We start from the raw sequence: 23,385 nt of genomic DNA, 5'->3' as shown, positions 1-23,385 counted from the left end.
GAAAGGATGAACTACACATGAAAAAGGCATCTGTCATTGGATTAGTTTTTTTAGAAAAGTTACTTGCTATAGTAAGTCCAATCCTTTTAGGCGTTATTGGATATTTTTCACCTAAATTAATAGAGATTATAAAAAAGATTCCTCTCTTTTCTGATTCAAAAATTATAGAACTTTTAAATTTTATTAATCCCTTCTGGCTTCCTATTATCCTCATGCTAATTGGTGTTATTGCAGGAATTTTATTTTCTTTAATTATTTATAGTGAAGCTTTAAAAATGAACATTACTTCGGAAAGCATTCACGTGAATAAGGACGATCAAAAGAAACAAATCACCAGATCAAATGTAAAAGCCGTTTTTGTAGATAAGCGTCAAGTGGTTATCATTGATCAAGAAGACCGAGAATGGTTACGTGAAACATCTGACATTACCCCAAGCAAAATTAAAGATACTTTCTTAATGCACGGCTTCCCCTGGGTGGAACAAGATCCTTATAAACATGAGTATAGCTTATGGAAATTAGAGGATGCGCGATTTAATAAAAGCATAAATACTATTTTGTATGAAAGACGAAATGCCCTTCGAGAAGGAAACTCGAAAAAAAAGAAGCATTTACGCAAAGATTTGAATGAGCTAGGAGTCTTTGTCAAAGACGATGGAGAAAATCAGTATGTCCGTTCTATTAAATAATAGGACAATAGAAAAAAGATATAAAAAGCACCTTGCCCTGTATATTTGTAAGTAACTACGATTAAAAAATAGCAAAACCCACAGAGAAATTGAATTTCTCCTGTGGGTTTTATTAATTAAAATGGGCTTTTCTCCCTAAAGAAACATATTCAACAAAAGAGCAAAACCAAATGCAATAAATGATAACAATGTCTCGAGTACCGTCCACGTTTTAAATGTTTCCTTCACCGTCAAACCTAAATACTCTTTTACAAGCCAGAACCCTGCATCATTTACGTGAGAAAACATTAATGATCCTGCACCGGTTGCAATAACTAGCAACTCTAAATTCACACCAGACATGTGCTGAATAACTGGTGAAACAATCCCTGCTGCTGTCGTTAATGCTACTGTAGCTGAACCTGTTGCAATTCGAATTAATCCAGCTACCATGAAAGCTAATACAATTGGTGATAACGAAATATGTTCTGCCATTTGCGCAATCGCCGTTCCAACGCCACTTTCAATTAATATTTTTTTAAATCCACCGCCTGCACCAACTATTAAAATAATAGAACCGACAGGCAATAAACTTTCATCTGTTAATTTTTTAATCATCTTTTTATTAATACCTTGTTTGATACCAAGTAAATAAAATGCTGCGAAACATGAAATAAGTAAGGCGATTACTGGACTCCCTATAAACACAAAAAATTCAGTCAATTTTTTCGGTAATGAAATATATGGTGCAACTACTGATAAAATCATCAATACAACTGGTAATAAAATAATAAAGAATGAAACTTTACGACTTGGCAAATCAGTTGATACTGTCGTAACTCGAACAAGCTCCGGTTCATTTTCAGGTATAACCCTCTTATGTACCCACTTTGCAAATATTGGGCCTGCGATAATGGCTGTTGGTAACGCGATAATTAATGAATATAAAAGTACCTTTCCTAAGTTCGCGTTATAAATACCGATTGCTGTCATCGCCCCTGGATGTGGTGGTACGAGCCCGTGAACAATAGATAATCCTGCAATGACAGGTAACGCAATTAATAATATATTTTGCTTCGTCGTTTTTCGAATTGAAATAACGAGTGGTAATAAAATGACAATCCCCACTTCAAAAAATACAGGAATCCCTATAACAAACCCTGCAAATAACATAGCCCAAGGTAATTTTTTTACGCCGAAAAATCGAATAAAGAAATCTGCAACTTGCATGCCTGCCCCTGAATCGGACATCATTTTTCCTAAAATTGTTCCAAGTGCTAAAATACCAACTAAATGCCCTAGTACACTACCAACACCAGTTTCATAGGCAGCCACTATTTTCGTTAAGTTCAGTCCAGACATAATAGCTAAAAATAAACTCGCAACTGTTAAACTAATAAATGCATGCCATTTCCACCATGATACCCCTAAAATAACAATCGTAATTGCAAGTAACGTGACGATTAATAAGTATATATCCATCTCCCATTCCCCTTACTTTATAAAGTGAAACTTTAATCAGTGGGGGTTTTGTTCATCCCCCACTGATTATTAGTTCAACCAATCGGACGTTTATGGACAGTCGATCTCCCACCTAACTTCTTTGCTCCAACTGAATTTTGAGGTGGGAGTTTTACTGTCCGTTAACGCGGGATAAAAAAAGAGGGAACATCCCCTCTTTTTATACGTCATAATTCACTACATAATGCTGCATTTCTGTATTGTAGTAGCCTTCGCTATATTCAATTACTTCGCCAACTTCATCATAAGAATAGCGCATACGTTTTAATAACGCTGTCCCCTCTTTTTCACCTAGCGCTTCTGCAACGAAACTAGGCGCGAGTCCAACAGCGAATTCATCTCTGAAGTTTTCTAAGTGAATGCCTCGGTCTTCAACTAAATCATAAAGCGATTGCAAGTCAAAGTCCGATAAATCTGTACTTGCCATTCCTGCTGAGAAATAGTGCGTATAATGAATGTAAGGTGCATCATTTAACGTATATAAACGTTCAATACGAAAACTCTCCTTGCCGAATAATCGAAATGGCACCGTTCCTTCTTCATTATGAACGATTTCTGCTTTTAGCAATTTCTTCTGTACTTTATATCCTTCTTCCACTAACACTTCAGTAAATTTCTTACCCTTTGACAGTTTTGTCGCAGAAGTATTGCGGATGACTTTCGTTCCTTTACCGCTTTTCTTTTCCAAATATCCTTCTTGAGCGAGTTCTTTAATCGCATTTCGCACTGTAATTTTACTCACTTTGAACTCTTCTTCTAACTGCGGTTCGGAAGGAATATTCGTATGAATCGCATATACACCATGCAATATTCGATCACGAATAATATTTTTTATTTGTAAATATAATGGTCCTTTTTTCCTCGTTACGTTCACTGTTACACCCACTACCTTTCTACATCACCTACTGATGCCGTCATCGCCCGAAGTATATCTTTCTCTGATGACATTGGCGTATCACCGACGATTGTATGTGCTAGCATTCCAGCTGCTGACGCAAATGAAACAGCTTTCTCTGGTGCAAACTCTTTTATCTCGCCATGAATAATTCCGCTCGTATAAGCATCTCCAGCACCTATTCTATCATATACAGAAAACGTAAGTGTTTTTGCAAAAGTTAACGAACCATCTTTACATATAAACCCGCGAAGCGAATGTGTATTATCACTGTTAATAGAGCGATGAGTACCAGCGATTGTAGCGATATGATACGTTTCAGCTACCTTTGGAATAAGATCCAGCAGCTGCGCTTCTCGCTCCGTCTCTTCTGTTTTCATTCCAAGAACGAACATCGCATCTTTTTCGTTCATCATAACGATATCAGCAAGCCCCAGCATTTCTTCATAATGCGGTTTTGCCTGTTCATATCCGTCTTCTCCCCAAAGAGATGGACGATAGTTGCAATCAAAAACGACAGTGCCTCCGTTGTCTTTCACTGCTTTCGCTAAAGATTTCATATGATGGCGTACAGTATCATTCATCGCAAGTGTAATCCCGCAAAAATGAACGATATCAATTTCCTTTGCGATTTCTTCAAATTGATACATTTCTTCACATGCCGTATTGAAGCTACTTTCTAATCGATTTGAATATGTAACGCGGCTTGCACGTGCACCAAATCCATTTTCTAAAAAGTACATGCCGACATATTTGCCATCTCTTGAAACAAGTGAGGTTTGCACACCTAATTTTTGAATGTAAGATAATGCAGCATCTCCAACCGAATTTTCTGGTAAAGTTGAAATAAGAAAGCCTTCATGCCCGAGATGAGAAAGTGCCGCTGCCACGTTCACACCTGTACCAGAAAAGGAGTAATTTAATTTGTTAGCTTGCGACAATAACTCATATCCTGGTACTTGCAGGCGCATCATTACTTCACCAAATGCTGCAATTTTCTTACGCATATTGATCAACTAACTTCTTCACGACTGCTAATAATTCACGCACATCTTCTACTTTCGTGTTACCAGTTTCTTTATCAATAATAGAAGAGTACACGTGCGGGATAACTTGCTCTACGTTTGCTTCAAGCGCAATACGTACAATTGTTTCGAAGTTTTCTTTATCAATTCCGCCTGTTGGCTCTAATGCAAATCCTTCTTCTGCACAAGCCTTCGCAACTGCGCGATATTCTTCCTCATGAGCTAAACCTTTCATTGGGAAGTATTTCAATGAGTTTCCGCCCATATCACGTACAAGTGCAATTGCTGTTTTAATTGGAACGATTGCTTTTTCTTCTCCAGCTGCGCTAATTGGACCAGTAGAAATATTTACGTAACCCACTTTTCCTGTTGGGGATACTAAACTATTAATCCAGCTATCTTTTTCGCCAAGATTTGCACGTGTAGCTCCAACTGAAGGGAACACTTGGTTAATATGGCTGCCAGGATAATGCTTCGCAATCTCAGCTACAACTGCCGCTTGGCGATTATCTCCTGCTCCTAGTCCGATTGATACAGCGTCATCAATTTCTTTTCCGTATGCTTTCATCGCTGTAACGGCTTCTTCTACTGTTGGGTAGTCTTTTGATAATACCCCCACTACTACATACCCTTCTGCTGCTTCAAAAATATCTTTCGCATTTCGGGTATTGTTCGCTAATACATTTAATGCTACGCGGCCTTTATAAAAACGTTTTTGAATGTTTGTCATTTTAGTTTCCCCCTACAATTTCTCTCAATTTTTCTTGAATCACATGTATGTCATCACCTTGAAGTGGACGTGGATCAATATCAAAGAATCCTTGTCTTACTCCGTAATCACGTGTATAGATTGCGATTTCCCCTTCGCGTAATGCTGTCACAACGCCTTTTGCCGATTTATTTAACTCTTTTTCGTTAATATGAATACGTGCTCTAAAGATTGCTCTTCCCGCTTCATCTTGAACGATCGTTACATTTACACCTTTTAATTCTTTTAGCGGCATAAGTACTTGTAGCAATTCTTTTTCTTGCTCACTTTTATCTTCTTTTACGCCGTACTCATCAAGCGCTTGAAGTAAGCCGAAAGTTGTTTCTTTCCCGACTTTCATACTTCTTCCGATGCAATGTAATTGCACTTTCAGCCATTCGATATATTTTCGTTTACCGCCAACAATACCAGAAGTAGGTCCTTCAATTGCCTTTGAACCACTATAAATGGCAAGGTCTGAATACTTCACATATTTTTGAATGTCTTCTTCAGCTGCCGCATCAACGATAAGTGGTACGTTATTTCGCTGCGCTACTTCCCATGCTTCTTCAACAGAAATCATATTTTTTTGCACTGCATGATGTGATTTCACATACAGAATCGCTGCTGTATTTTCACCAATTGCATCTTCAATATGCTCTGCTTTCCCTTCATTTGCGTAACCCACTTCAACAAGCTTACCGCCGCCTAAATAAATCATCGTTTCAACTGGAGCACCGTATTGAACGTTATGACCTTTTAACATAATTACTTCGTTTTTCGCGATTACTTCTTGATGAAGTCTTTCACTTTTACGGCGATTTCCTTCCGTCACGATACCAGCGATAGAAAGCGCAATTCCGCTCGATGCTGAGTTCACAACGACCGCTGCCTCTGAATCTAGAATTCTCGCAATATGGTCTCCCGCTTTATCTACTAAATCAGCAATTTCCACATAATTTTGTCCACCATGTTTCATCGCATCCATAACTGTATCTGTAGGAGCGGATACACCTAAAATACTCATTCTACCGCTCGCATTAATTACTCTTTTTAATCCGTACTTAGCATTCAATGAATGACCCATTGATTACAACCCCTTTCGTATCAATCCTTCTTTCAGCAATGCGCTGATCCCCTTCTGAATCAATTAACGTAACCTTCTCATCTTTCACTGTAAATAAAGTTAAGTTTGCAATATCTCCTTCTTGAATACGGCCAAGCTCTGGTTTTTTCAGCCACTCTGCTGCATTTTTCGTAACCGCGTCAATTACTTCTTCTAGCGGATAACCTAAGTAAAGGAATTTCGAAAGAACGTGAGCCATACTATACACGGGACCGTGTATACGATTCTTCCGGTAAATATCTGTACTAATTGTATTAAAAGCAATACCGTGATGCTTCGCCGCCTCTGCTACTTTAAAAGAAAAACTAGCATTACCGTGACCAACATCTAAATGAACACCACGATTCACTGCATCTAGTAATACAGGTAGCGGTTTGCCTTCTTCATCGAATAAATTATTTTCTTTCCCGTTTAAGTAATGTGTAATGACATCATCTTTTTCTAAAAGAGGTACAACTTCCTCAATGTGAGGAGGCGCTGAACCGATATGTACCATAATTGGTAATGATGTTTCACGGGATAAAGAGCGTGCAACATGAAGCGGTTCAATTCCGCTATCACAAACGACACTTTTACTCATTCTCGCCTTTAACCCAACGATTACATCTTTATACTTTTCTACTGCTTCTATCACTTTCTCTTTATCGATCCATTCCATATTGGATAGTTCATCAATTCGTTTCAAACCGATGCGAGAAATATTTAAAAAGGCAAATAAATTCGTTTTTGCCTGCTCTCTACTTTTTACTAAATCTGCAATACGATCAGCTCCGCAGCTACCCGCATCAACAATTGTCGTTACCCCTTGCTTAACGCCAATTTCATCCACCTCATCGCCATACGGATCAAACTCCGGAAAAGCATGAACGTGCAAATCAATCCAGCCACTCGATACGTAAGTACCTGAGTAATCAAGAACCTTTCCACCTTCGCCAGCACCAGCTTTCGTCACCTGTGCGATTTTATTATTTTCAATTACAATGTCAATCTCTTCCCCGTTCACACGTTTTACATTACGTAGTACGAATCGTTCTGTCATTGTACTTCCACCCTTTTCTATAAGAAGCCATAAGAATACGCTTACATTAAAGTTTCATTTTATATGTCTTTCACACGTTTAGCGTAACACAAAAAAAGGGAGAAGTAAATATAACGTTATAATGTTTGAAAGTGAATAAAAAGATGCTCCTCCAAAATGGTAATAGTATAGGAAATTATATCAACGATTTTTTGAATATATCTATCATAACTTACAATATATCAACGATTTTTCAATTATATCTATCATAACTTATAATATATCAACGATTCGACAAGGAATATCGATTTACCGACAAGAAACATCAATTCCTTTCTTATATAAGAAAAGGCTGTCCCAAATGGCACAGCCTTCTTCTCTATTCCTGAACCGTCACAATAACCCCATCCATATTGTTCCCGGAAATTTCATACTGCTTGTTTGCTGGAACGTTCACTTTCGTATTCTCAGAAACTTTATAATAAGAAACAGTATATTTCTTACCTTCTACTTCAGTTGAAACCTCTTTTTCCTCTTTTAAAAACTCTAAATATTCCTCTAGTGTGAAATTCTTTTTTTGCATAATTGCGCTATGAGGTAGGCCAACATAACGGATATGCCATGGCTCATATTGAATTCCAGTAATGTTACTTTTATTTTTCGGATAACGTAATACAAAGCCATGCTTCCATACGTTCTCTTCGATCCATTTTCCTTCAGGCGCTTTCTCCATCTTCTTTTGCGTTGATCCAACGTCTAGTGATAATCCTAAATTATGTTCACTATATCCTGCTGGAAGCGCGTAATCAGATCCCATTTCTTTATATAATTTACTTTGTTCTTTAAAATCTCGATACCCACTACTCATTAAGAAATGCTGTACGCCATCTTTTCCAGCCGCATCGACAACGTTCAAAAACTTTTTTACAACATACTTTGATAAACGAAGATTTCTATCAAATATTACGTAGCCTCTTACTAATTCACTATTATGATTTACATTTATAATATCAGACCTAATACTATCTTTTTTTACTGGATAATCCCTATTAACTAATAATAAATCACCCTTATAAATTTGTTCCTTCGTAATCTCTTTCCTCTCGGTATTTGCCGCCTTTACTAGCTCATCTTTTCCGACAATTTTAACATCGATTTCCTTTTGAAATAACGGTGATATATAAAAGCCTACACATACTGTGCATGCTATAAAAAAAGAAATAAATACCCACTTTTTCATTTCTAGTTCCTCCTTAACGTAACTTACGTATAGAATAGAAAAAACTATTAAAATAAAAAGTGGGATAAAGTTTAAATTTTTATTAAATTGTTAAGTTCTCGTCTTTTGGCAATCGCACTTCAAACATTGTTCTAACTACATTACTTTCAGCAGAAATTGTACCGTTATGCTGCTCAACAATATTTTTCGCAATAAACAGTCCAAGGCCTGTCCCGCCACGGTTCTCAGTTCTCGATTTATCACCTGTATAAAACATATCAAAAAGATACGGTAAATCTTCTTCTGGAATGCTGTCTCCATAATTCATAACTTGTACGACAACTTCTCCATTATCGATATACCCATTCAGATCAACAAATTGCCCATCATATCCGTATCGAACGGCATTTGTTAACAAGTTTTCAAATACTCTAGCTAACAATTTTCCATCACCGTTAATTGGCAAATGAGGATCAATATTCAACCTAGCTTGTAAATGATGTTTCTCTAATAAAGGATACAATTCCTCATCTAACTGTATAAGTAGTTCACTTATATCAATCGGCTTTTTATCCAGCTTTAGCATGCCATAATTCATACGTGTAATTTCAAATAACTCATCAATTAAACTTTCGAGCCTTTGCGATTTCGTATATGCAATCGTGGAAAAATGTTTAATTTGTTCTTTTGTTAAATTCTCATCTTTAAGAATTAAATCTAAATACCCTAACACGGATGTTAATGGTGTCCTTAAATCATGAGCTAAGTTTACAACGAGCTGATCTTTACTACTTTCAGCAAAGTCTCCTCTTTCCACCGCTTCTTTTAACTTTTCACTTGCAACATTTATTTCACGTGCGATATCTCCAAACTCATCGTTTGATGAAACTTGAACTTTATTCGTAAAGTTACCGTTCGCAAGATGATGAATCCCGTTAGAAATCTCACTAAAATACTTTAAATACGGTTTTGTCAAAAAGAAGAAAAAGATAATAGATAACGGAATAAAGAAAATTAAAAAGAAGTTAATGTCTCCAACTTCCCTTACCACTGACCTAAATTGCGCTAAAGGCTCTTCGTAGCGAACCATCGTTTTATAATACAGCTGCAATCCTTTATAAATTATATAAGTTACAGTTGCTGCAAGCACCATACTTAACGCAAATAAGGCAATCATTTTAAATCGAAAACTTTTCATCATATTAGCCATTGAAAGTATAACCTACTCCCCACACTGTTTTTATTAATTTATCCTTTCTTTTATCTTCCCCAAGCTTTTTCCGCAACGTACGAATATGTACCATAACTGTATTTCCGCCTTCATAATAATCATCTGCCCATACTTGCTGAAAAATATTTTCCACATTATACACTTTCTTCGGATGGCTCGCTAATAAATATAAAATATCAAACTCTTTCGGTGTTAACTCAATTTGCTCTCCATAGACGTTCACTGTTCTTCGCTCAGGATCAATAATAACTCCGCCTATCTCTAAAGCAGATTTATTCTCCGCTACTTTCGGCTGATTTAATGTAAGAAACCTACGTAATTGTGCATTTACACGCGCAACTAATTCAATCGGTGTAAAAGGTTTCGTCATATAATCATCTGCACCTAATACTAAACCTGTCACCTTATCAAAATCAGATGTTTTCGCACTTAAGAAAATGATTGGCATATGATGCTTCGCGCGAATTTGGCGCGTCACCTCATACCCATCCATTTTCGGCATCATAATATCTAAAACCACTAAGTCGATTGGCTGCGTTTCAATAATATGAACAGCCTCTTCCCCGTCTGCTGCCTTCACGACGTGGTACCCTTCTTTTTCTAAATGTATCTCAATTAAATCAGCAATTTCTGCCTCATCATCCACTATTAAAATTGAAATGCGCTTCATTTTACTCCCCCTTTTATACGCTCGATTGTAAACTAGTCTATCCAATTTGTACAATACGAAAAGGTTACCCATTAGAGTAACCTTTGTAAATAAAATTATATCAGCGATTTTCCAAATATATCGACCATAACTTGAATTATATCGGCGATTTCTCAATTATATCGACCGTAACTCGCATTATATCAGCGATTATTGAAATATATCGACTTACCGACAATTAACAACGAAATTCGCCCGCTACTTTAAAGACTCAAGTTACCGCTCCAAAACAATTCGCTGTTTCGTGATCTCCGCCAACCTTCCGCGGTCTACTTCATACTCAGCTTCAACACTTTGCGGCACCATAACTTTTCCGCCCTTAAGCGTCACTTCCGGCGAAATAATATCCTGCTCCCAATGTCTGCTAGAAGCAGATATATCGCCTGGAATCGTAAAGTTCGGCAATGAGGCAAGCGCAACATTTTGTGCTCTTGAAATCCCCATCTCCACCATACCGCCGCACCAAACGGGTATGTTGTACTCCATGCAATAATTATGGATTTGAACCGATTCTGTTAATCCGCCCACTCGCCCTGGTTTAATGTTCACAATTTGGCAGCTACCAAGGGTAATCGCAACGCGTGCATCTTCTAAACTATGAATACTTTCATCTAAACAAATCGGCGTTTCAATTTTCTTTTGCAACTCCGCGTGATCAAGAAAATCATAATCGGCTAACGGTTGTTCAATCATCATTAATTGGAATTCATCTAGTCGTTTCAGCCTCTCCGTATCCCCTAATGTATATGCTGAATTTGCATCTGCCATTAGCGGGATATGCGGAAACTCTTTTCGAATCTCTTTCAATAATTCGTAATCATGCTCTGGCTTTATTTTCACTTTAAAACGCTCGTATCCTTCTTCTGCGTACTTCTCGATTTGTTTTAACATAACCGGAATCGTATTGATCCCAATTACAACGCCGACTTCAATTTCAGACTTCGTTCCGCCAAGCACTGTCGCTAACGATTTCTTTTGACACTTCGCATATAAATCCCAAACAGCCCCTTCAATTCCGGCCTTTGCCATTCGGTTTCTTTTTATATGTTGAAATAGACCCGGTACCTCATTCGGATGAGAAATTTCAGCCTTTAATAAATCAGGTATTAAAAAGTCTTGCAGTACATGCAGCGCCGTCTTCACCGTTTCTTCCGTATACCACGGTTCAGAGAACGCAACGACTTCGCCAAATCCAATGTACCCGTCTTCATCTTCTAATTCAATAACGATACTCTCACGCTTTTCGTAAGTCCCGTAGCTTGCAGCAAACGGGATTACGAGTGGCATTTCCGTTATATACAGTGTCGCTTTTTTTATTTCCACCTACATCTCCTCCACTAATTGTCTTAACTCTCGTCTTAACAATTTTTTCGAAGCGTTACGTGGTAATTCCTCTAAGAAACATGCTTTCTTCGGCACTTTATATTTCGCTAATTTCTCCTCGCAAAAGTGAAGAATTTCTTCTTCTGTTACCGCCCCGCTTTTCACAACAAAAGCAGCGGGTACTTGTCCCCATTTATCGTCAGACATACCGACAACACCGGCTTCCGCTACCATCGGATGAGAGAGTAACACTTCTTCAATTTGAGCTGGGTATATATTCTCTCCACCAGAAATAATTAAATCGCTGCGGCGGTCTAATACGTATAAAAATCCTTCTTCATCTAAATAACCGAGGTCGCCAGTATGAAGCCATCCGTTTTGAATAGTCTCACGCGTCGCATCTTCACGGTTAAAGTAACCACCTGTTACGTTCGGTCCTTTTACTACGATTTCACCTTCCGCATGTGGCGGCACTACTACGCCATCTTTTTCAATACGAAGTTGGCACTGAAATAGTGGCTTTCCAGCTGATCCTACTTTCGTTAACATGTAATCTGCGGACAACGTACAAATTTGCGAAGACGTTTCTGTCATACCGTACGTTTGATACACAGGAATTCCTTTATCTACACACGTTTCGAGTAACGGTTTTGGCGCTGGTCCTCCGCCAAGTAACATACATCGTAAAGAAGATGGATATGTTTCTTCTCCAAGTCTCTCTAATAAATCAGTTAACATTTTTGATACGACTGAAATAATCGTTACGCCTCTCGTTTGAAGTGCTGTATGAATAAAATCAGCATCATATTTCGGAACGAGTAAAATGCGCATGCCGTACATAATATTTTTCATTAGAAGAGATAACCCGCCAACATGGAACATCGGCATACACGCTAACCAGCAATCATCATCACGAAGTCCTAAATTAAGCGAAGAGCCAACCGCGCTGGCCCAGTGATTTCCATATGTTAAAATAACGCCTTTCGGTTTCCCTGTCGTCCCTGACGTATAAATAATCGTCATCGCTTCTTCTAAAGAGAATTCTTCTTGTATAGAGGCTTCCTCTTTTGGTCCATTCATCACTTCGGCGAATGAATAGACAGGAACATCTTTAGCCTCAAAATCTTGATCCGTCACTAAACAAATAACTTCAGCATCATCCATTTGCCAAAGTAGCTCTTCTCTTGAAAGACGCGTATTTAAAAGTACAGCTACTGCCCCTACGTACGATAGGGCGTGAATAACTGTAATCATCTCCATACCGTTTTTCATCAGAACAGCCACCTTTTGCCCTCGCTTCACTCCAACATGCGTGAGACGTTCACAAACAGATACTACTGTTTCATGCAGCTGCATAAAATTAACTTTCTCTTCCTCTATTTCAATTGCAGTTCGATCTGGTGTTAAAAACGCACGTTGCATTAACCAATTTGGCATCGTCTCCATCATACATTCTCCTTTCATGAAAGAAAGAGACTTGATGTGACATCAAGTCTCTTAGTTGTTTTGTTTCCGGTTTGTCACATCCAGCTACAGCGGCTAGAACAGTCGGTCGTTTCACGCCTTCCTACGAGGCAAAAAGCGCCTCTACGTCAGGAGTTCCAACACCCTCTTGTTCTAAACGAGCCGCTTCCGCTTTTGGTTTCATCCAGCTACAGCGGCTAGAACAGTCGGTCGTTTCACGCCTTCCTACGAGGCAAAAAGCGCCTCTACGTCAGGAGTTCCAACACCCTCTTGTTCTAAACGAGCCGCTTCCGCTTTTGGTTTCATCCAGCTACAGCGGCTAGAACAGTCGGTCGTTTCACGCCTTCCTACGAGGCAAAAAGCGCCTCTACGTCAGGAGTTCCAACGCCCTCTTGTTCTAAGCGAGCCGCTTCCGCTTTTAATTTCATCCAGCTACAGCGGCTAGAATGTTCGGTGGCTTCACTTCTTCCTACGAGGCAAAAAACGCCTCTATGTCAGAAGCTCCATCCCCCTCACATTCTAAGCGAGCCGCTTCCGCTTTTGATTTGATCAAGGGAAACGAGGGAATTGACCGAAGTCCGGACTGCGTTTTTCTTTGAATGCGTCGCGACCTTCTTTTGCTTCGTCAGTTGTGTAGTACAATAACGTTGCATCTCCAGCTAGTTGTTGAATACCAGCTAGACCGTCTGTGTCTGCGTTGAATGCAGCTTTTAGGAAACGAAGTGCCATTGGGCTGTTTGCTAAGATCTCTTGTGCCCATTGTACTGTTTCTGCTTCAAGTTGTTCTAATGGTACTACTGTATTTACTAAGCCCATATCAAGCGCTTCCCCAGCACTGTATTGGCGGCATAGGTACCAAATTTCGCGAGCTTTCTTGTGGCCTACCATACGAGCTAAGTAACCAGCTCCGTATCCACCGTCAAAGCTTCCTACTTTAGGACCTGTTTGTCCGAATACAGCGTTGTCTGCAGCGATTGTTAAGTCACATACGATATGAAGCACGTGTCCTCCACCGATTGCATAACCTGCTACCATTGCGATAACTGGTTTAGGAATTGCGCGAATTAGACGTTGTAAGTCTAATACGTTTAAACGAGGGATTTGGTCGTCACCTACATATCCACCATGACCACGAACTTTTTGGTCGCCGCCAGAACAGAATGCACGTCCACCTTCACCTGTTAAAATGATAACGCCAACATTTGCATCATCACGAGCTTGTGCAAAAGCGTCGATTAACTCCATTACCGTTTTTGGACGGAATGCGTTATGTACTTCAGGACGGTTAATCGAAATTTTTGCGATACCATTGTATGTTGAATAAATAATATCTTCGTAATTGCCTTCTTTTACCCATTCAATAGCCATTACAACTACCTCCTTGTATATTTCTGATCTCCTCTATAAGTGTAACTTCATTCTTAACTGAAAAAAGCATCACTGCATAGTTTTTAGAAATCCCTTTACTATTGTATCAAACTTTTCCGGTTGTTCCACATGAATTGCATGGCCAGCACCATCAATTTTGACAATTTTCGCATCAGAGACGCATTTTTCGATGTTTTTTAATATGCGAAAGAACTTTTCATCATGCTCTCCGTTCATTAAAAGAACAGGTATTTTTAAGTTTTTTAGCTCATCCCACCATGAAGGCTGAGCCCCAGTTCCCATGCCGCGCAAGCTATTTGCGAGCCCTTTTGGGTTGTTAGCAAGTCGTTCTTTTCGCACCGCTTCTTGTACGTTTTTTGCTAAACGTTTTTGCGTTTCAAACAGCGGAATATTTTCCCACATTGATACAAAACTTTCTATGCCTTCTCGCTCAATTTTATCGGCAAGTCGCTCATCTTTTTCACAGCGTTCTTTTCGCTCATCTTCACTTTTGAGCCCAGCTGTACAATTTTCTAATAAAAGAGAACGTACATATTCTGGATATAGACACGCCATCGTAATCGCCAGTCTACCGCCCATTGAATAGCCAAGTATGTGCGCCTTTTCAATATGAAGATAATCTAGTAGTTCTTTCATTTGCAACGCTACATTTCGAATATCATAATGCGTCACATCTTCAGGACTTTCCGTTTTTCCGTGCCCAACAATGTCTACTAAAATAACTTGAAATTGCTCGCTCCAAGAAGGAATGAAAGAACGCCACGTTTCCATGCTTCCCGTAAAACCATGAAGAAGTAGAAGTGGTTCCCCGCTTCCGACTACTTCATATTCATACGATACACCTTGCAGTTTTACGTTCATTTTGATTCACCTTGCAATGATGTAGTAATTACGTCCTGTGTTTTTGCCCATAACGTACGGTGCAACGTTAAGTTTTCATCACGGTTCGTACAAATTTCTACAACGTGTAAACCTTCTGTCGTCGTTCCTTTTTGTACCTCTTCTCGAAATTGCTCCCAACCATTTACACGGCTAAATGAACCGCCGTACATTTTAACAACATGCTCATAGTCAAGCCCAATCGGCGTTCCAAATAACGATTCGAAGTGTTCCTTTTTCTCATACTGTGGTAAGAATGAGAAAATACCGCCACCATCATTATTTACAACGACAATCGTTATATTTAATTCATGTAATTTTGCAGCTAATAGTCCATTTAAATCGTGATAGAATGATAAGTCACCGATGACTAATACGAGCGGATCGCAAATCATGCTCGCTCCTAAAGCTGTCGAAATGATGCCATCAATCCCATTTACACCGCGGTTTGCCATCACTTGAATATTTTTATCTGATGTGAAGAAGAATGAATCTGTATCACGAATTGGCATACTATTACTCGCAAATAACGTTGCTCCTTCTGGTAATACGCGTACAATATCTGTAATGACTTTTCCTTCAAATGCAGTTTCATATGTTTCCATTTCACGAAGCGTTTCCTTCGTTTTTTCGTTTATATGTTGCCACATTTGGGACCAATCATTCTTTTTCATAACTGGCATTTTTTCTATTAATGTACTGCAAAATGCAATATCACTTGCCTGTACAACTTCTGTCGCAACAAGAGCTGGATCTCTCCATTGTCCAGATTCGTCAACAACGATATGAACAGCTTTCGTTTGTTTTTTAATGAACTGCGTTAATGCTTTCGAAACAGGCATACCGCCAAAACGAATTAAAACGTCCGGCTTCCACGTCTCTTTTAACAATTCATTTCGTAAAAATGTATCATAACAGTCGATTACCATCGTTTTATCGTGGTGTCCGCTACGAATATTAGAAAGTGGATCCGCTAATATTGGGTATCCCGTTTTTTCAGCTAGTTGCGTTGCAAACGTTGCGATTTCTGAATGACTATCATCTCCACAAATAATAAGCCCCTTTTCCATATGTGAAAGGCGCCCTACAAGAGAATCTACATATTCACTCGGCATCACCACGTTCCCTTGCTGAACTACTCCTGTATATTCCCCGCGTCCTTTATCCCATAAACTTTCTAATGAAAAGTCCGGGATAAGCGGTTCACGAACTGGAAAATTAAGATGAACAGGTCCTTGCGGCGCTAAACAAGCACTTGCTATCATGCGCTGCGTTGTCATGCGAGCGTAGTGGTACATCGCTTCACTCGCTTCTGGAAGTGCCATCTCTGTAAATTGCTTCACAAACGTACCGTATAAATTAAATTGATTCATCGCTTGTGGTGCACCGACATCTCTTAATTCATGCGGTCTATCTGCTGTTAAGACGATAAGCGGCACTCGTGAATGGAAAGCTTCACATACAGCTGGATAGTAGTTCGCTGCTGCTGTTCCTGACGTACATAATAATGCAACCGGACGTTTTTTCGCTTTTGCGATACCGAGCGCAAAAAATCCTGCAGATCTTTCATCTACATGTAAATATGTGTTCATTCCTTCGTGTTGTTCCATTAGTAGAGCAATCGGCGTTGACCGTGAGCCTGGACTAATGACAACATCACATACATTTAGACGCGTCAGTTCATCCACGAACGCGCCTAAATAATATGATAATGCTTCTATATGATTGTTCATTTCATTAATTCCTCCAAAGCACCAAGCATCGGTCTAAACTTCAAACTTGTCTCTTCATATTCAAGTTGCGGTACTGAATCAATTACAATCCCGCAACCGGCAAATAAGGATGCTTTCTCGCCATTTAATAATCCGCAGCGAAGTGCAACCGCAAATTCACCATTTCCTTCATCATCTATCCAGCCAATCGGTGCACCATATAATCCTCTGTCTAACAATTCAACATCACGAATCAGTTTCATCGCTTCCAAACGAGGTGTCCCGCCAAGAGCTGGTGTTGGATGTAATTCTTCTACCATCGTTAAAAGACTCGCAGTGCCTTTTGCCTCTACAGGCGTATATAAATGAATTAAGTTTTTCGTTGTTAATAGACCTGGACTCTCCGGAATATTAACGTATTCGCAGTGCTCATTTAATACCGACCTGATCATGTTCACAACATAACCGTGTTCAGCTAAATTCTTTTCATCATGAAGAAGCGCATTACTATTTCGCTTACTTTCTTCTATAGATTGACCATGACCAGTTGAACCAGCAAGACACATCGAAGTAAACTTCTCATCTTCTTTGCGAATTAACCTCTCTGGCGTCGCTCCTAAGAAGCATGCTCCTTTATAATCAAAAGAAAATACGTAACAATCCGGTTGCCCAATGCGAAGTGCTTCTAAAACAAGAGCAGAATCAATATGATGATCCATTTCTACTTTTAGCTCCCTCGCTAATACAACCTTCTGCACGTTACCCTGCTTCATCTCATCTTGCACTTTCTCAATGGCTTTCATCCAGCCTTTCGGATCCACTTCCACTTTAGAAGTAACTGTTAATTTCGATCCTTCTAATGCACATTTACTCTCCCCAAAAATTTTCTCTTCTAAAGAAACAATTTCGTTATAAAGAGTTTCTGCACAATCTGTTGCTGAAACGAATGTATTCATCGTTAACCATGCTTTTTCATTTTTTACAGTTAATAAAAATGCTGGTAGTGAAAATGTCGTATCATCGAATTCTTTCCATAAGTCCGTTTTCTCTTTTTCTTGGTCAAATGAAAATCCACCAAATAAAAGAGGACCTGTTCCAAATTCATATTTTTCTCTTTGTACAAATGCTTTCTCTTTTACTTTATCCCACTCGTCACGAGCCGCTTGAAAGCGTTTGTGAGAAGAATTTGCTATAGTGAAAACAGAGCCAATTCCAGCAAATATTACATGCTGAGCTGGATCTGCAAAATAACATCTATTTTCCAATGCAATCCTTTTTCCTGCTGCATAAAACAGAAGCGGATCCATCCAGTCTATTTGTTTTACAAAACTAACCAATATTTTTTCATCAGTTGCATGCTTAATGGCTGCACTAAGAACTTCTTGCAAGCCTTTTTGTTTCGTTTGAATCACAATTGTCTCCCCCCTATGGGCGAAAAATAGTCATAATTACGCTTGATTTTAAGATACACCTCAAACGAAAGGCCTGTCAACGTTTAGCATTTCTGAGAAATTCACCTTCTCTTCCTAGAAAATAAACGTTGACACTAAATGATGCTTTTTCTACACTTAGTTGTGTACAATATGTGACCAAAGGAGGATTCAACATGGAAATGAACGTCGAAACGAATTCCTCTCCTACGGCGCCAAAACCAAGCAAGCAAACAGGCTGGCGCATTTGGTGGAGTTTACTACGTCCCCATACATTAACAGCAGCTTTCGTTCCTGTTTTCATCGGAACAGCCTATGCAATGCAGGTCGGAGGTATAAATCAAATACATCTCCCTCTTTTCCTTATAATGCTTCTTGCTTGTCTTCTCATTCAGGCAGCAACAAACATGTTTAATGAATACTTTGATTATAAAAGAGGACTCGATCACGAAGGTTCAGTTGGTATCGGCGGCGCTATCGTTCGCGATGGCATTCAGCCAAAAACAGTGCTTAACTTAGCATTTGGATTTTTCGGCATCGCAATACTATTAGGTGTTTATATTTGTATGAATTCTAGCTGGTGGCTTGCTGCAATCGGTCTTGTTTGTATGGCCGTTGCTTACCTTTACACGGGTGGCCCACTTCCCATTGCCTATACACCATTTGGAGAGTTAACAGCCGGATTATTTATGGGTGTTATCATTATTGGAATTTCATTCTTTATTCAAACTGGAACTGTAACATCAGAAGTCATTTTACTATCTATTCCAAGCTCCATTTTAATTGGTGCCATTTTACTAGCTAATAATATTCGTGACTTAGATGGCGATAAAGAAAACGGTCGTAAAACGTTAGCAATTCTCGTTGGACGCGAGCGAGCGGTTGGTGTACTTGCTTCGATGTTCATCGTTTCCTACATTTGGACAATTGCTTTAATTATCGTGAGCATCGTATCACCATGGATGCTTATCGTATTTTTAAGTGCACCGAAAGCATTTAAAGCGACGAAAGGCTTTATCGGCAAAAGCATTCCAATGGAAATGGTACCTGCGATGATTGCAACAGCAAAAACAAATACAATCTTCGGTCTCTTAATGGGAATCGGGTTATTACTTGGATATTTCCTTTAAAAGGAGCTGCTAACGCGGCTCCTTTTTCGTATCTGAAATTCATCTCATAATTCCTACTCGCAACGCTCATACTATGTAAAGAAACTGAATTGTAGGAAGGTGGACGACTATGTTAACTCCACAACAAGTAGGTCAATTTAAATCCATTTTAGAAAAACAAAAACAAGAACTAGAGCAAACGATACAAACACACGAAAATGAAGATCGTGCATCTGAACGTGAGTCTGTTGGAGAATTATCTAGCTATGATAACCATCCAGCTGATATGGCAACAGAGCTATATGAACGTGAAAAAGACTTCGGGCTTATTGAACTTTGGCATAAACAGCTAGAGGATACGAAACATGCCTTGCAAAAAATAGAAGCGGGTACGTACGGCATTTGCGAAGTGTCTGGCGAAGAAATTCCATTTGAAAGATTAGAAGCAATGCCGACTGCTACAACATGCATCCAGCACGCGACAAATAAGCTAAATATGAATACACGACCAGTCGAAGAAGAAGTGTTATCTCCTTCTTTCCACAAACATGATGAAGATCGTTCTGTTGAATATGATGCAGAAGATGCATGGCAAGATGTTGCTAATTACGGAACATCTGAAACACCATCTGATTTAGAAAGACAAGATTCGAAAAACTATAATGGCATGTACGTAAATAGTGAGGAAAATGTAGGATACGTAGAAGATTTCGAAAACTTTATTGGTACAGATATGTATGGAAAAAATCCGCAAGTTTTCGCTACGGAAGAACATGAAGAATATGAACAAATGCTTGATGACTTTGAAGAGCGTACCTTTAAGGGCGAATTATCTTCAAATGAGTCGAGTTCCAAAGAATAAAAAAAAGCATTCCGAAAATCGGAATGCTTTTTATCGCTAGCTAATTAGTTTTTTGTAACGTTAGCAGCTTGTGGTCCACGGTTACCTTCAACGATTTCGAAAGAAACTTCTTGACCTTCTTCTAAAGTTTTGAATCCGTCACCTTGGATAGCTGAGAAGTGAACGAATACATCGTCTCCACCTTCAACTTCGATGAAACCGAAACCTTTTTCGCTGTTGAACCATTTAACTTTACCTGTTTGCATGTCATGTACCTCCTAAATAAAAATGAAACTATGAATCCACATGAAAAGGTGGATATAAAGGACATGAATGTATAACAAGCTTACAGCCTTTAATTCAACGTGCTTTATTTCCGTACCACATTATGTAGCTCAATAGTGATTTCACTATATCACGCTATATCCAAAACGTCAAATGAGAACACTTTCATTCCACCATTTTTTTATAATTTTAATATAATGTTGAATTTCCATATTCATATTTTAGCCCGGTATTTGCGGACAGCTTGATTGGCGGGAGCTGATAATCAGTTTTGGTTTGTTCCACTTTATTTGAAAATTAACAAAACTAAAGTATTCTAATCCTATTAAATTCTGTACAATATAAGTATCTATTACATACGAGGTGAAAAAAATGAGAGCACATGAAATCGAGTATAAGTTATACGGAGATGATATGCAGTTTGTTGAAATTGAGTTAGATCCAGAAGAAAGCGTGATCGCAGAAGCTGGCGCAATGATGATGATGGAAGATTACATAGAAATGGAAACAATCTTCGGTGATGGTTCTGGCCCATCTGGAGGTTTATTCGGAAAATTAATGGGCGCTGGTAAGCGTCTCGTTACAGGCGAAAGTATGTTTATGACTGTATTTACAAATACAGGTCACGGCAAACGCCACGTCTCATTTGCTGCTCCTTATCCTGGTAAAATTATTCCTGTAGATTTAACAGAATATCAAGGAAAAGTAGTTTGTCAAAAAGATGCCTTTCTTTGTGCCGCAAAAGGTGTTTCTATCGGAATTGAATTTACGAAAAAAATAGGAACTGGTTTCTTCGGTGGTGAAGGTTTTATCATGCAGAAACTTGAAGGTGACGGTCTTGCTTTCATGCACGCAGGTGGAACTGTATATAAACGTGAATTAAAACCTGGTGAGAAACTTCGCATTGATACAGGTTGTCTCGTTGCTATGACAAAAGACATTAACTATGATGTCGAGTTCGTTGGAAAAGTAAAAACAGCTCTATTTGGCGGCGAAGGTTTATTCTTCGCAACGTTAGAAGGACCTGGAACAGTTTGGATTCAGTCCTTAACACTTAGCCGATTAGCAGCACGCCTTACAAGCCCAGCAGCGCAAAGTACTGGCGAAGGTAGTGTATTAGGTGGCCTTGGTCGTTTATTAGATGGGAAAGAGTAAACTGTGCCCTTATGTGGGCATGGCCATCAACTAATAAAATAATAAAATTAAAACACCCTTGCTTGCAGTAATAAAGTGAAAGGGTGTTTTAATTTACGTCTACAAACGAGAAAAAGCAGTTAAAATAAAGTAATAAGGTTTACTTCAGGAAAATAAGGTATATTATATTTGTTGAGTAGATTCTCTTTAGAGACAAGAAAAGTAGGTGAACAAAGTGGGAAAATATCAATTGGATTCCAAAAGTCAGGTAGCTGTGGCAAAGTTCCATGAAAAACAGAAGCCTGCCAAATTTGATAAAAAGCAGCAACTTGAAAAATTGCGTACGGAGTATTTGAAAAAGAAGCAAAAACAAACAGATAAATAATATGTTTTATTTTCCGAATTTTTTCTGTATGTAACGCAAACAAACACAAGAAAATAGGTAAGTTATTCATCATTCAAATATATACAGGCTATTTTTTCAAACCTCTTACTTATGCAACTAACGCATGCGTCAGTTCATTAAGAATAACTAAAAAAGTCGATTCCTTGAGATGAAAAAGAGTAAACAGTGCCCTTATCAGGCACTGTTTTATTTTGCCATTATAATTTCCTCCACTGATTTAGGTAAGCGATACAAGCTATTCCCCACCTCCAAAAGAATGAATCAAGTTCCTCACCGCATATATTAAACTATACCTTTTCTTAAGGAGGGCTACCTTAATGCGTACTCCTTTATCCTTTGATAAAGAAACTGCCATACTGTTAGCTTCTTGTTGTGAGTTAACGTATGAACAATATAAACAAAATGGTATTTTCGAAATACCAGATGGTTTTCAATATGTACAAGGTTTTCAAGGAAAGGCCATTCAAACAACAGAATGGTTCGGATTTATATTAGAATCTGAGGATACAATTATCGTTGCCTTCAGAGGCACTCAAACAGATCCAGATTGGATTATTGATTCTCTCGTCAATCAAAAACCTTATCCTTATGCTTTAAATGGCGGAAATGTCCATAACGGTTTTCTCTCTATTTATGAGTCTTGTCGTGATTCTATTATGGATATGCTCGTATCATTGCCAGCACATAAAAAACTGCTAGCTACTGGGCATAGTCTAGGTGGCGCGCTTGCCACATTACACATATTAGATGCACGTATAAATACTGCCTTCGCACAGTATGGACTTTATACATTCGCTTCTCCAAAAGTAGGAGATATCGCTTTTCGAAATTATTATAAACTACAAGTAGCTAGTAGCTTTCGTTTCGTCAACTTATTCGATGTCGTTCCACTTCTCCCTCCCCGAAACATAAATTTTAATGATCATGATTGGGAGTATGCACACGTCCATCACAACATGACATTTACAAAAAACACAAAATCCATTACAAATAATCATTCCATTACAACATACAAAACATGTCTGACTTCTCATTTTTAACCAGTAAGCAATTGGAAATAAAATATTCGTATACTATAATAATCTATGAAGTTATTTTTGGATGAGGGGACCTTACATGTTAAAATTTATCTTCGCATTTTTCCTTATTGTAATTTTTACGGTTACAGGTTTCTTTACATTTTCATACTTTGCGACAGGAGAGTATGATGGGGCAGGTATCATATATACCACTGTTCCATTTCTTTCTTAAGC

The 23,385-nt window shown here is 38.6% G+C and carries 23 protein-coding genes; 7 read left to right on the top strand and 16 right to left on the bottom strand.

The genetic code is table 11. The features are described 5' to 3' along the window. Positions 1 to 17: 17 nt before the first annotated feature. The gene (locus AU379_RS00270; protein ID WP_000710360.1) at positions 18 to 689 is read left to right on the top strand and encodes a hypothetical protein; all 672 of its coding nucleotides are present in this window, start codon (positions 18 to 20) and stop codon (positions 687 to 689) included. Positions 690 to 824: 135 nt separating this feature from the next. On the opposite strand, the gene gntP is transcribed toward AU379_RS00270, so the two are convergent. The 15 genes from gntP to AU379_RS00195 form a co-directional block, all read right to left on the bottom strand. Continuing rightward, on the bottom strand, positions 825 to 2,150 hold the full coding sequence (gntP, locus tag AU379_RS00265; RefSeq protein WP_061138879.1) for a gluconate permease GntP: 1,326 nt from the start codon (positions 2,148 to 2,150) through the stop codon (positions 825 to 827). A gap of 199 nt (positions 2,151 to 2,349) precedes the next feature. Beyond that, complete coding sequence (locus AU379_RS00260; RefSeq protein WP_000539261.1) at positions 2,350 to 3,075, bottom strand: GntR family transcriptional regulator; 726 nt, start codon at positions 3,073 to 3,075, stop codon at positions 2,350 to 2,352. Beyond that, positions 3,075 to 4,091: a sugar kinase gene (locus tag AU379_RS00255; protein WP_061138878.1), complete on the bottom strand. Its 1,017-nt coding sequence runs from the start codon at positions 4,089 to 4,091 to the stop codon at positions 3,075 to 3,077. Before AU379_RS00255 ends, AU379_RS00260 begins: the two co-directional genes overlap by 1 nt. Next, positions 4,084 to 4,839 (bottom strand): KDGP aldolase family protein, encoded by a 756-nt coding sequence (locus tag AU379_RS00250; RefSeq protein WP_000181937.1) that lies wholly within the window; start codon positions 4,837 to 4,839, stop codon positions 4,084 to 4,086. The genes AU379_RS00255 and AU379_RS00250 overlap by 8 nt, the downstream gene beginning before the upstream one ends. 1 nt (position 4,840) lies before the next feature. Beyond that, the gene (locus AU379_RS00245) at positions 4,841 to 5,944 is read right to left on the bottom strand and encodes a DgaE family pyridoxal phosphate-dependent ammonia lyase (RefSeq protein WP_061138877.1); all 1,104 of its coding nucleotides are present in this window, start codon (positions 5,942 to 5,944) and stop codon (positions 4,841 to 4,843) included. After that, on the bottom strand, positions 5,922 to 7,022 hold the full coding sequence (locus AU379_RS00240; protein ID WP_058840199.1) for an amidohydrolase/deacetylase family metallohydrolase: 1,101 nt from the start codon (positions 7,020 to 7,022) through the stop codon (positions 5,922 to 5,924). Before AU379_RS00240 ends, AU379_RS00245 begins: the two co-directional genes overlap by 23 nt. 358 nt (positions 7,023 to 7,380) lie before the next feature. Next, positions 7,381 to 8,241 carry a D-Ala-D-Ala carboxypeptidase VanY gene (locus AU379_RS00235; protein ID WP_000759395.1) on the bottom strand — a complete coding sequence of 287 codons (861 nt, stop codon included), beginning with the start codon at positions 8,239 to 8,241 and terminating at the stop codon, positions 7,381 to 7,383. 82 nt (positions 8,242 to 8,323) lie between these two features. Continuing rightward, entirely contained in the window at positions 8,324 to 9,430 is a 1,107-nt protein-coding gene (locus AU379_RS00230) for a HAMP domain-containing sensor histidine kinase (protein ID WP_000002610.1), read from the bottom strand. Continuing rightward, positions 9,423 to 10,121 carry a response regulator transcription factor gene (locus AU379_RS00225; protein ID WP_000822516.1) on the bottom strand — a complete coding sequence of 233 codons (699 nt, stop codon included), beginning with the start codon at positions 10,119 to 10,121 and terminating at the stop codon, positions 9,423 to 9,425. Before AU379_RS00225 ends, AU379_RS00230 begins: the two co-directional genes overlap by 8 nt. Positions 10,122 to 10,376: 255 nt before the next feature. Then, on the bottom strand, positions 10,377 to 11,483 hold the full coding sequence (gene menC / locus AU379_RS00220; protein ID WP_061138876.1) for an o-succinylbenzoate synthase: 1,107 nt from the start codon (positions 11,481 to 11,483) through the stop codon (positions 10,377 to 10,379). Continuing rightward, positions 11,484 to 12,929, bottom strand: coding sequence for an o-succinylbenzoate--CoA ligase (locus AU379_RS00215; protein ID WP_061138875.1), 1,446 nt, complete (start codon positions 12,927 to 12,929; stop codon positions 11,484 to 11,486). Between the two features lie 567 nt (positions 12,930 to 13,496). Continuing rightward, entirely contained in the window at positions 13,497 to 14,315 is an 819-nt protein-coding gene (menB, locus tag AU379_RS00210) for a 1,4-dihydroxy-2-naphthoyl-CoA synthase (RefSeq protein WP_000963884.1), read from the bottom strand. Between the two features lie 69 nt (positions 14,316 to 14,384). Then, complete coding sequence (gene menH / locus AU379_RS00205) at positions 14,385 to 15,197, bottom strand: 2-succinyl-6-hydroxy-2,4-cyclohexadiene-1-carboxylate synthase (RefSeq protein ID WP_001101295.1); 813 nt, start codon at positions 15,195 to 15,197, stop codon at positions 14,385 to 14,387. Continuing rightward, positions 15,194 to 16,948 carry a 2-succinyl-5-enolpyruvyl-6-hydroxy-3-cyclohexene-1-carboxylic-acid synthase gene (menD, locus tag AU379_RS00200; RefSeq protein WP_050964479.1) on the bottom strand — a complete coding sequence of 585 codons (1,755 nt, stop codon included), beginning with the start codon at positions 16,946 to 16,948 and terminating at the stop codon, positions 15,194 to 15,196. Before menD ends, menH begins: the two co-directional genes overlap by 4 nt. Continuing rightward, a complete protein-coding gene (locus AU379_RS00195) occupies positions 16,945 to 18,339 on the bottom strand; it encodes an isochorismate synthase (RefSeq protein WP_000616750.1) in 1,395 nt (464 codons plus the stop codon). Before AU379_RS00195 ends, menD begins: the two co-directional genes overlap by 4 nt. Positions 18,340 to 18,533: 194 nt before the next feature. Here AU379_RS00195 and AU379_RS00190 point away from each other — a divergent pair, with 194 nt between their 5' ends. Together AU379_RS00190 and AU379_RS00185 are read left to right on the top strand one after the other, a co-directional pair. Continuing rightward, positions 18,534 to 19,487, top strand: a complete 954-nt coding sequence (locus tag AU379_RS00190) for a 1,4-dihydroxy-2-naphthoate polyprenyltransferase (RefSeq protein ID WP_000425743.1) — start codon at positions 18,534 to 18,536, stop codon at positions 19,485 to 19,487. A gap of 109 nt (positions 19,488 to 19,596) precedes the next feature. After that, positions 19,597 to 20,328, top strand: coding sequence for a yteA family sporulation protein (locus AU379_RS00185; RefSeq protein WP_000957391.1), 732 nt, complete (start codon positions 19,597 to 19,599; stop codon positions 20,326 to 20,328). A gap of 44 nt (positions 20,329 to 20,372) precedes the next feature. Here the strand turns inward: AU379_RS00185 and cspD are convergent, their stop codons facing one another. Next, positions 20,373 to 20,573, bottom strand: coding sequence for a cold-shock protein CspD (gene cspD / locus AU379_RS00180; protein ID WP_001193054.1), 201 nt, complete (start codon positions 20,571 to 20,573; stop codon positions 20,373 to 20,375). A 391-nt stretch (positions 20,574 to 20,964) separates the two neighbouring features. Here cspD and AU379_RS00175 point away from each other — a divergent pair, with 391 nt between their 5' ends. The 4 genes from AU379_RS00175 to AU379_RS31095 all read left to right on the top strand — a co-directional run bounded on the left by AU379_RS00175 (position 20,965) and on the right by AU379_RS31095 (position 23,383). After that, positions 20,965 to 21,747: a TIGR00266 family protein gene (locus tag AU379_RS00175; protein WP_001201257.1), complete on the top strand. Its 783-nt coding sequence runs from the start codon at positions 20,965 to 20,967 to the stop codon at positions 21,745 to 21,747. A 214-nt stretch (positions 21,748 to 21,961) separates the two neighbouring features. Next, positions 21,962 to 22,111, top strand: coding sequence for a hypothetical protein (locus AU379_RS30420; protein ID WP_000521639.1), 150 nt, complete (start codon positions 21,962 to 21,964; stop codon positions 22,109 to 22,111). 338 nt (positions 22,112 to 22,449) lie between these two features. After that, complete coding sequence (locus tag AU379_RS00165) at positions 22,450 to 23,172, top strand: lipase family protein (RefSeq protein WP_001260134.1); 723 nt, start codon at positions 22,450 to 22,452, stop codon at positions 23,170 to 23,172. 76 nt (positions 23,173 to 23,248) lie between these two features. After that, positions 23,249 to 23,383: a hypothetical protein gene (locus tag AU379_RS31095; RefSeq protein WP_000911065.1), complete on the top strand. Its 135-nt coding sequence runs from the start codon at positions 23,249 to 23,251 to the stop codon at positions 23,381 to 23,383. Positions 23,384 to 23,385 lie beyond the last annotated feature (2 nt).

Origin of the sequence: Bacillus sp. JH7 (genome assembly GCF_001563515.1) — a bacterium.
Classification (GTDB): Bacteria; Bacillota; Bacilli; order Bacillales; family Bacillaceae_G; genus Bacillus_A; species Bacillus_A cereus.
The sequence above is the reverse complement of the archived record's forward strand: the minus strand, read 5'-3'. Positions and strand labels throughout refer to the sequence as shown.